At 61.6% G+C, this 7575-nt stretch carries 6 protein-coding genes; 1 reads left to right on the plus strand and 5 read right to left on the minus strand.

The annotated features are described in order from the left end of the window. Positions 1–2 precede the first annotated feature (2 nt). The 5 genes from pilQ to PSEUDOMOFG3G_RS05990 are packed head-to-tail and all read right to left on the minus strand — an operon-like array spanning position 3 to position 4864. A complete protein-coding gene (gene pilQ, locus PSEUDOMOFG3G_RS05970) occupies positions 3–2075 on the minus strand; it encodes a type IV pilus secretin PilQ (protein WP_139048629.1) in 2073 nt (690 codons plus the stop codon). Next, positions 2072–2617, minus strand: coding sequence for a pilus assembly protein PilP (locus tag PSEUDOMOFG3G_RS05975; RefSeq protein ID WP_139048630.1), 546 nt, complete (start codon positions 2615–2617; stop codon positions 2072–2074). Before PSEUDOMOFG3G_RS05975 ends, pilQ begins: the two co-directional genes overlap by 4 nt. Further along, positions 2614–3237, minus strand: coding sequence for a type 4a pilus biogenesis protein PilO (pilO, locus tag PSEUDOMOFG3G_RS05980; RefSeq protein ID WP_047225966.1), 624 nt, complete (start codon positions 3235–3237; stop codon positions 2614–2616). The genes PSEUDOMOFG3G_RS05975 and pilO overlap by 4 nt, the downstream gene beginning before the upstream one ends. Further along, positions 3234–3800, minus strand: coding sequence for a PilN domain-containing protein (locus tag PSEUDOMOFG3G_RS05985; RefSeq protein ID WP_047225967.1), 567 nt, complete (start codon positions 3798–3800; stop codon positions 3234–3236). The genes pilO and PSEUDOMOFG3G_RS05985 overlap by 4 nt, the downstream gene beginning before the upstream one ends. Then, positions 3800–4864, minus strand: coding sequence for a pilus assembly protein PilM (locus PSEUDOMOFG3G_RS05990; protein ID WP_047225968.1), 1065 nt, complete (start codon positions 4862–4864; stop codon positions 3800–3802). The genes PSEUDOMOFG3G_RS05985 and PSEUDOMOFG3G_RS05990 overlap by 1 nt, the downstream gene beginning before the upstream one ends. Positions 4865–5071: 207 nt before the next feature. Here PSEUDOMOFG3G_RS05990 and PSEUDOMOFG3G_RS05995 point away from each other — a divergent pair, with 207 nt between their 5' ends. Then, the gene (locus PSEUDOMOFG3G_RS05995) at positions 5072–7516 is read left to right on the plus strand and encodes a penicillin-binding protein 1A (protein WP_171061287.1); all 2445 of its coding nucleotides are present in this window, start codon (positions 5072–5074) and stop codon (positions 7514–7516) included. Positions 7517–7575 lie beyond the last annotated feature (59 nt).

A 7575-nucleotide genomic window follows, 5' to 3' on the forward strand; every position in this document is an offset into this window, starting at 1 on the left:
AATCAACGACTCACAGCAATCGCCTGGTTATTCATGATACGCGGAGTGAGGAACACCAGCAGCTCGGATTTTTGCTCCGAAACCACATCACGCCGGAAAAGGCGGCCAAGATACGGCACATCGCCAAGAAATGGCACCTTATCTACGACCTTGCTCTGAGTATTTGAGAAAACCCCGCCAATCACAATGGTCTCGCCGTCATTGACCAGCACCTTGGCGTTGACCTCGTTTTTCTTGATTGGCGGCACATCATTCACCTTGTTCAGGTAATCCGGCTCATCCTTGGTGACCTTGACCTCCATGATGATGCGGTTGTCCGGGGTGATCTGCGGGGTCACCTCCAGGGACAGCGAGGCCTCCTTGAACGACACCGAGGTGGCACCACTGGAACTGGCTTCCTGATAGGGAATCTCCGTGCCCTTGAGGATTTTTGCCGTCTCTTTGTCGGACGTCACCACCTTGGGCTGAGAGACGATTTCCCCGTTGCCGGTTTTCTCCATGGCCGTCAATTCCAGGTCCAGCAGTACATTGTCGGTGATGAAGGCGATGCCGATGCCGGAGGTATTGCCCGACGCGCCCAGATCGACAAACGGCTGGTTGGTGCTGGTGCTGCCCGGCGTGCCGATGGTGGTGGAGTCGCCGGTGGTGACCCCTGAAGTGTTCCAGTTGCCTTTGTTCTGGATCGATCCACCCCAGCGCACGCCCAGGCTCTTGTCGTAGTCAACGTTGGCCTCGACAATCCGCGCCTCGATCATCACCTGGCGCACCGGGATATCCAGCTGCGCCACAATCCGGCGCAGTTCGTCGAGCCGGTCCTGGGTCTGGTAGGCAATGATGTTGTTGGTTCGCTCATCGACCGTGATCGTACCGCGCTCATCGGCCTTGGCTTCGGCACTGGTCACCGACTGGAACAGCTTGGCGATGTCCGCAGCCTTCGCATAGTTGACCTGCAACAGCTCACGCCGTAGCGGCGCCAGGTCGGCAATCTGCTTCTGGGATTCGAGTTCCTGGCGCTCACGGGCCGCGATTTCGTCGGCGGGGGCGACCAGCAGCACATTGCCGACCTTGCGCTTGTCCAGCCCTTTGGTCTTGAGCACCAGGTCCAGCGCCTGGTCCCAAGGCACATTTTGCAGGCGCAGGGTAATGCCGCCCTGCACCGTGTCACTGGCCACCAGGTTGAGGTTGGTGAAATCGGCAATCAGTTGCAGGACCGAGCGCACCTCGATGTCCTGAAAGTTGAGGGACAGCTTTTCACCGCTGTAGGCCTCGCGACTGGCATCGCGTTTTTGCAGATCCTCGACAGTCATGGGTCGGACACTGACGGTCAGCTTGTTGTCCGTCTGGTAGGTGGAGTAATCGAAAGTACCGCTGGGTTCGATGCTGATGGTGGCCCGGTCGGCGCCGGCACTGGCATTGACGAACTGCACCGGGGTGGCGAAGTCCTTGACGTCCAGGCGCACGCGCAGCGGTTCGGGTAACCGGGTCTTGGCGAAGTTGAGGATGATCTTGCCTTCACGCTCCTGGATGTCCGGGGCGATCGAGGGGTCCGACAGATCGATCACCACATTGCCTTCGCCCTGGGTACCGCGCTGGAAATCTACCCCTCGGATCGCCTTGCCCACCGGCGCACTGGCTCTGGCGGGCACCGCGCCGGGAGCCGCCGGGCGTGGCGCCTGGGCGGCAGCGCTGGCAACCGCTCCCTTGCCGACCACCACGAGCAGGCTGTTGCCCTCCACCCGCGCGGTATAGGGCGCAAGCTGGGTAAGGCCAATGATCAGACGGGTACGATCAGCCGCCTCGACCACCGTGGCGCTTCGCGCATTGCCAGCACCAAGATCATGCCTCTTGTGGGCCAACTGGCTGGTCACCCCCGGCAGATCCAGAGCGATCCGGGCCGGTTGCTCGGTGGTGTAGCCCCGAGGCGCGGGGGGCGGCCCGTCGAAGGTGAGGTTCAACTCGATGCGGTCCCCCGGCAGCGCCGCGACATCCAGCGTTTTCAGATTGACCGCATGAACCATCGGCGACAACAGCGCTATCCATAGCGAAATACCGAGGGCTGCAAAAATCCTGTTCATTGTTCGAGTTCCACTATTGAGTGCTCTTTCAGAGGAATGGTCCGTGGCCGTTCCAGCCAGGCGCCCTCGCCATCAGGAACGATTTCGACCACCTCGACCTGGGTGGCGCTAATGCCGACGATCCGCCCGTCGTTGCGTCCCAGATAGTCACCGACCTTGAGCCGGTGCACCCCGCCCGCGCCGCGCAGGAGCGCGAAGGAGCCGCTGACGTTGGAAATCGTCCCGACCATTTCAAACTGCTCGATGTTGAAGCCTTCCAGGTATTGCTTGACCCGAGTCGGGTCGGGCCGGACGTTGCGTGCACCCTTCTGGCGACCGGCCTGATCCACCCTGACCTGCCGTGAAAACGGGCTGCGCAGGTCGGCGGCGCTGTAAGTGAAGGTTTCGTAAGGCCTGAACGTCGGCGTTGGCTCGATCTTGCCGGGCGGGCGCAGCCGCACTTCGTTCATGTAGGCGTCCAGGTCGCTGAAGCCGTTATCGTTGTTGCAGCCCGTCAGCACGACCAGCCCCGCCAGCAGGATAATGCGCCAAGCCGGCTTCATGGCTGCACCTCCTGCTCGTTGTACCGGTAGGTCTTGGCCTGGATGCTCATGCGCAGTTTCGCTCCTGCGTCGGGCTCCATCGGGGCGATGTCGAAATCGTGCAGGGTGACGATCCGTGGCAGTCCGGCAACGCCGCTGACGAAGGTTGCCAGGTCATGATAGTCGCCGGTCACAGTAATCTGGATCGGCAGTTCGATGTAAAACGGCTGGGTGACCTCCGGTAACAGCTTGATCTCCTCGAACTCCAGACCACTGCCCAGACCGGTACGGGTGATGTCCTCCAGCAGGCCTGGCACTTCGGTGTCACTGGGCAATTGCCGCAACAGCACGCCGAAGGAGGCTTCCATCTGCTTCATCTGTTCGGTGTAGCGCTCCAGGTTCGCGGCCATGTGAGCTTTGCCCGCAAACTGTGCCTTGAGGGTGTTTTCTTCTCCGCGCACTTGCTGCAGTTGGTTCTCCAGGTCACTCAAGGCAAAGTTGTAGCCCAACCCCAGCACCAGGATGACCAGCAGGATGCCGCTCAACCATTTGACCGGCATCGGCCAGGAGCCAATGTTGTTGGTATCCAGCTCACTGATGTCGATCTTGCGCAGCGCTTCGAACCACTCTCCCGGCTTCATTGGGCGTCCTCGACAATGGCCGGACGGGTCTGGCGAACCGTCAGCTGGAAGACGTTGGCCTGATCGAGCTGACCGGCCGTGGTGGCCTTGACTTCCGTCAGGCTGGGCGCATCGAACAGGTCCGATGAGTCCAGGTTACGCATCAGGTCCGAGACCCGGTTGTTCGATTCCGCCGCGCCCTTGATGGAGAGGGTCTTGTCTTCCATCTTCACTTCGGTGAAATACACCCCGTCAGGCAGGGTGCGCGCCAGTTGATCGAAGATGCGCCCGCTCACCGGCCGGTTACCCTGCAAGTCCTGGATGATGCGCATGCGCTCCAGCAGTTGCTGGCGGCGGGCCTTGAGTTCGCTGATCTGCTTGATGCGCTCGTCCAGCACGGCTATCTGCTCGCTGATATGACTGTTGCGAGCCATCTGGTGGTCAATGGCACTGTCCAGGTAGCGGACCGCAATCAGCGTCAGGCCTACCGCACCGACCAATGCGCCCACCAATGCCAGCAAAAAGCGTTTGCGACGCTCCTCACGCAGCTCCTCTCGCCAGGGAAGAAGGTTGATCCGCGCCATCAGTCAAAGCTCCTGAGGGCCAGCCCGCAGGCAATCATCAAGGCCGGTGCGTCACTGGCCAGGGCACCGGCGTTGACCTTGCTGCCCAGGGCCATGTTGGAAAACGGGTTGGCCACCTGGGTCGGCGTGCCCAGGCGCTGTTCGATCAGCCGGTCCAGGCCCGCGACCGAGGCGGTGCCTCCAGCCAAGAGGATGTGGTCCACCGCACTGTACTGGCCCGAGGCGAAGAAAAACTGCAAGGACCTCGATACCTGTTGCACCAGGGCCTCGCGAAAAGGTTGCAGGACCTCACCGAGGTAATCGTCCGGCAGGCCACCCTGCTTCTTTGCCTGCCCGGCCTGCTCGGGTGACAGGCCGTAGCGGCGCTGGATTTCTTCGGTGAGCTGGCGACCGCCGAACAATTGTTCGCGGGTATAGATGATGCGCCCGTTATGCAGCACGCTCAGGGTGGTCATGGTGGCGCCGATGTCGATCACCGCCACCGTCAGCCGCTCCTGGGACGCGGCCAGTTGCGTGGCAAGCAGCCCGAAGGCGCGCTCCAGCGCGTAGGCCTCCACATCGACCACCTTGGCCGTGAGCCCGGCGAGCGCCAGCGCAGCCTCGCGAACTTCGACGTTTTCCTTGCGACAGGCGGCCAACAGCACCTCGACCCGCTCGGCGCTGCGCGGTGAAACGCCCAGGACCTCAAAGTCGATGGCCACCTCGTCCAGCGGATAAGGAATGTATTGATCGGCTTCGATCTTGAGCTGGTTTTCCATGTCGTCGTCGGAAAGTCCGGCGTCCATCTCGATGGTCTTGGTGATCACCGCCGACCCCGCTACAGCCACCGCCACGTTGCGCAAGGGTGTTCTGGCCTTGGCGAGCACCCGTGACAATGCCTGGCCCACGCCCTCGAGCTCGGCGATGTTCTTTTCGACCACGGCGTTGGCCGGCAACGGCTCGACCGCGTAAGACTCGACACGGTAGCGGTCACCCTGGCGGCTCAACTCGAGCAGCTTCACCGACGTGGAACTGATGTCTATCCCCAAAAGCGTATGGGCTTTTTTATTGAAGAGTCGTAGCACTACCAATTCCCTATGACTATCCGTGAGTTACGGACTCTCTAATATGCGTTGCGTTCAATCACTCCGGCCCGACGGACGTCCGGGTGGCGTTACCGACGAAAAAAAATGCTTATAATGCCCAGCGTTTTTTTTCGCTTTGTTGCAAGCACGGGTCCTTCCCTGCACCTGGCGCCTTTTCATTCTTTGCCTGGATATCCAAAAGCCTTGATTCGTCTGCTGAAATTTTTCGGATGGTCCATCCTCGCCGTTTTCTGCGGACTGCTCCTGGGTCTGAGCGGTGCGTTTCTTTACCTTAGTCCGGGATTGCCGTCCGTGGAGGCGCTGAGAAGTATTCAGTTGCAGATTCCGTTGCGGGTGTACAGCAGCGACGACAAGTTGATCGCAGAGTTTGGCGAAATGCGCCGCACGCCGATCCGTTTCGCCGACATTCCCCCCAATTTCATCAATGCGTTACTAAGTGCTGAAGACGACAACTTCGCCAATCACTACGGCGTCGATCCGGGCAGCCTGATGCGGGCGGCCAGCCAACTGATCAAAAGCGGCCATATCCAGTCCGGTGGCAGCACCATCACCATGCAGGTGGCGAAAAACTTCTTCCTGACCAGTGAGCGCAGCTTCTCGCGCAAGACCACCGAGATCCTCCTGGCCCTGCAAATCGAGCGACAGCTGACCAAGGACGAGATCCTGGAGCTGTACGTCAACAAGATCTACCTGGGCAACCGCGCCTACGGTATCGAGGCGGCGGCGCAGGTGTATTACGGCAAGTCGATTCGTGATGTGAGCCTGGCGCAGATGGCGATGATCGCCGGCCTGCCCAAGGCACCGTCGCGCTTCAATCCACTGGCCAACCCGGCGCGCAGCAAGGAACGTCGCGACTGGATCCTGGGGCGCATGTACAAGCTGGGCAAGATCAGCGAGGCCGAATACACCGCCGCGGTCAACGAGCCTCTGAACGCCAGCTACCACGTGCCGACCCCCGAGGTGAACGCGCCGTACATCGCCGAAATGGCCCGTGCCGAGATGGTCGGGCGTTATGGCAGCGACGCCTACACCGAGGGTTTCCGCGTGGTCACCACGGTGCCGAGCAATCTGCAGGAGATGGCCAACACCGCGCTGCACGAGGGTCTGATCACCTACGATCAGCGCCACGGCTACCGCGGGCCTGAATCGCGCCTGCCAGGCAAGACCAAAGAAGCCTGGGCCGAGGAATTGACCAAGCAGCGCACCATCAGCAGCCTGGAACCGGCGATCGTCACCCAGGTGGACAAGGACGGCATCATGGTGCTGACCCGCAATGGCGAGCTGGAAGAGCACGTGAGCTGGGAGACCATGAAATGGGCCCGCCCATTCCTCAACACCAACAGCATGGGCGCCAACCCCCGCCAACCGTCGGACGTCGCCCAGGTGGGTGATCTGATCCGGGTACAGCGCCAGCCGGACAACACCCTCAAGTTCAGCCAGATCCCGGCCGCCCAAGGCGCCCTGGTGTCGCTTGACCCGCAGGACGGCGCCATCCGGTCGCTGGTCGGTGGCTTCGCCTTCGAGCAGAGCAATTACAATCGCGCGATGCAGGCCAAGCGCCAGCCGGGTTCAAGCTTCAAACCGTTCGTGTACAGCGCCGCCCTGGATAACGGCTACACCGCCGCCAGCCTGGTGAACGACGCACCGATCGTGTTTGTCGACGAATACCTGGACAAGGTCTGGCGCCCGAAGAACGACACCAATACCTTCCTGGGTCCGATCCGCATGCGCGAAGCGCTGTACAAGTCGCGTAACCTGGTATCGATCCGTTTGCTGCAGGCGCTGGGTGTGGACCGTACCATCGACTACATCAGCAAGTTCGGCTTCAACAAGCAGGACTTGCCGCGCAACCTGTCCCTGGCCCTGGGCACCGCAACCCTGACCCCGATGGAAATCGCCACGGGCTGGAGCACGTTCGCCAATGGCGGATACAAAGTCACCCCGTACCTCATCGACAAGATCGAAAGCCGCAACGGCGACACGTTGTTCCTCGCCAACCCACCACGGGTGCCTTCAGGCGAACAGGCCAGCGACGGCGTCGCCGCACCGGCCAGCGAGACGTTCACGGTAGAGGCAACACCAGGCGAAGCCACGACAGCGCCAGCCGTACCGCAAGCGCCGGTCATCGCCGAGCGCATCATCGATGGCCGCACCACCTACATTCTCAACAGTATGCTGCAGGACGTGATCAAGCTCGGCACCGGCCGCCGCGCCCTGGCCCTGGGCCGTACCGACCTGGCCGGCAAGACCGGCACCACGAACGAATCCAAGGACGCCTGGTTCTCGGGCTACAACGGCGATTACGTCACCACCGTCTGGACCGGGTTCGACCAGCCTGAAAGCCTCGGTCGGCGCGAATACGGCGGCACCGTGGCGCTGCCGATCTGGATGAGTTACATGGGCGCTGCCCTCAAGGACAAACCGCCACACACCCAACCGGAACCCGAAGGCATCCTCAGCCTGCGGGTTGACCCGGTCAGCGGCCGAGCAGCCACCCCAGGCACTCCGGGAGCGTACTTCGAGCTGTTCAAGAGCGAAGACACCCCACCGTCAGTCAACGAGCTGGGCAACGGCGTAGCGCCAGGCAGCCCGCTACCGGCGGATGAGGCGGCGCCGATCGATTTGTTCTGATCGGGCCTCTCGCAAAAAGCCCCGCCTTCGAAAGAAGCGCGGGGCTTTTTTCAGGCCCT

The organism is Pseudomonas sp. FG-3G (assembly GCF_901007645.1).
Taxonomy (GTDB): Bacteria; Pseudomonadota; Gammaproteobacteria; order Pseudomonadales; family Pseudomonadaceae; genus Aquipseudomonas; species Aquipseudomonas rhizophila.

What these genes read in the sequence shown, in the direction of transcription:
- pilQ (WP_139048629.1), bottom strand. Translation starts at nt 2,075, where the DNA reads ATGAACAGGATTTTTGCAGCCCTCGGTATTTCGCTATGGATAGCGCTG.
- PSEUDOMOFG3G_RS05975 (WP_139048630.1), bottom strand. Translation starts at nt 2,617, where the DNA reads ATGAAGCCGGCTTGGCGCATTATCCTGCTGGCGGGGCTGGTCGTGCTG.
- pilO (WP_047225966.1), bottom strand. Translation starts at nt 3,237, where the DNA reads ATGAAGCCGGGAGAGTGGTTCGAAGCGCTGCGCAAGATCGACATCAGT.
- PSEUDOMOFG3G_RS05985 (WP_047225967.1), bottom strand. Translation starts at nt 3,800, where the DNA reads ATGGCGCGGATCAACCTTCTTCCCTGGCGAGAGGAGCTGCGTGAGGAG.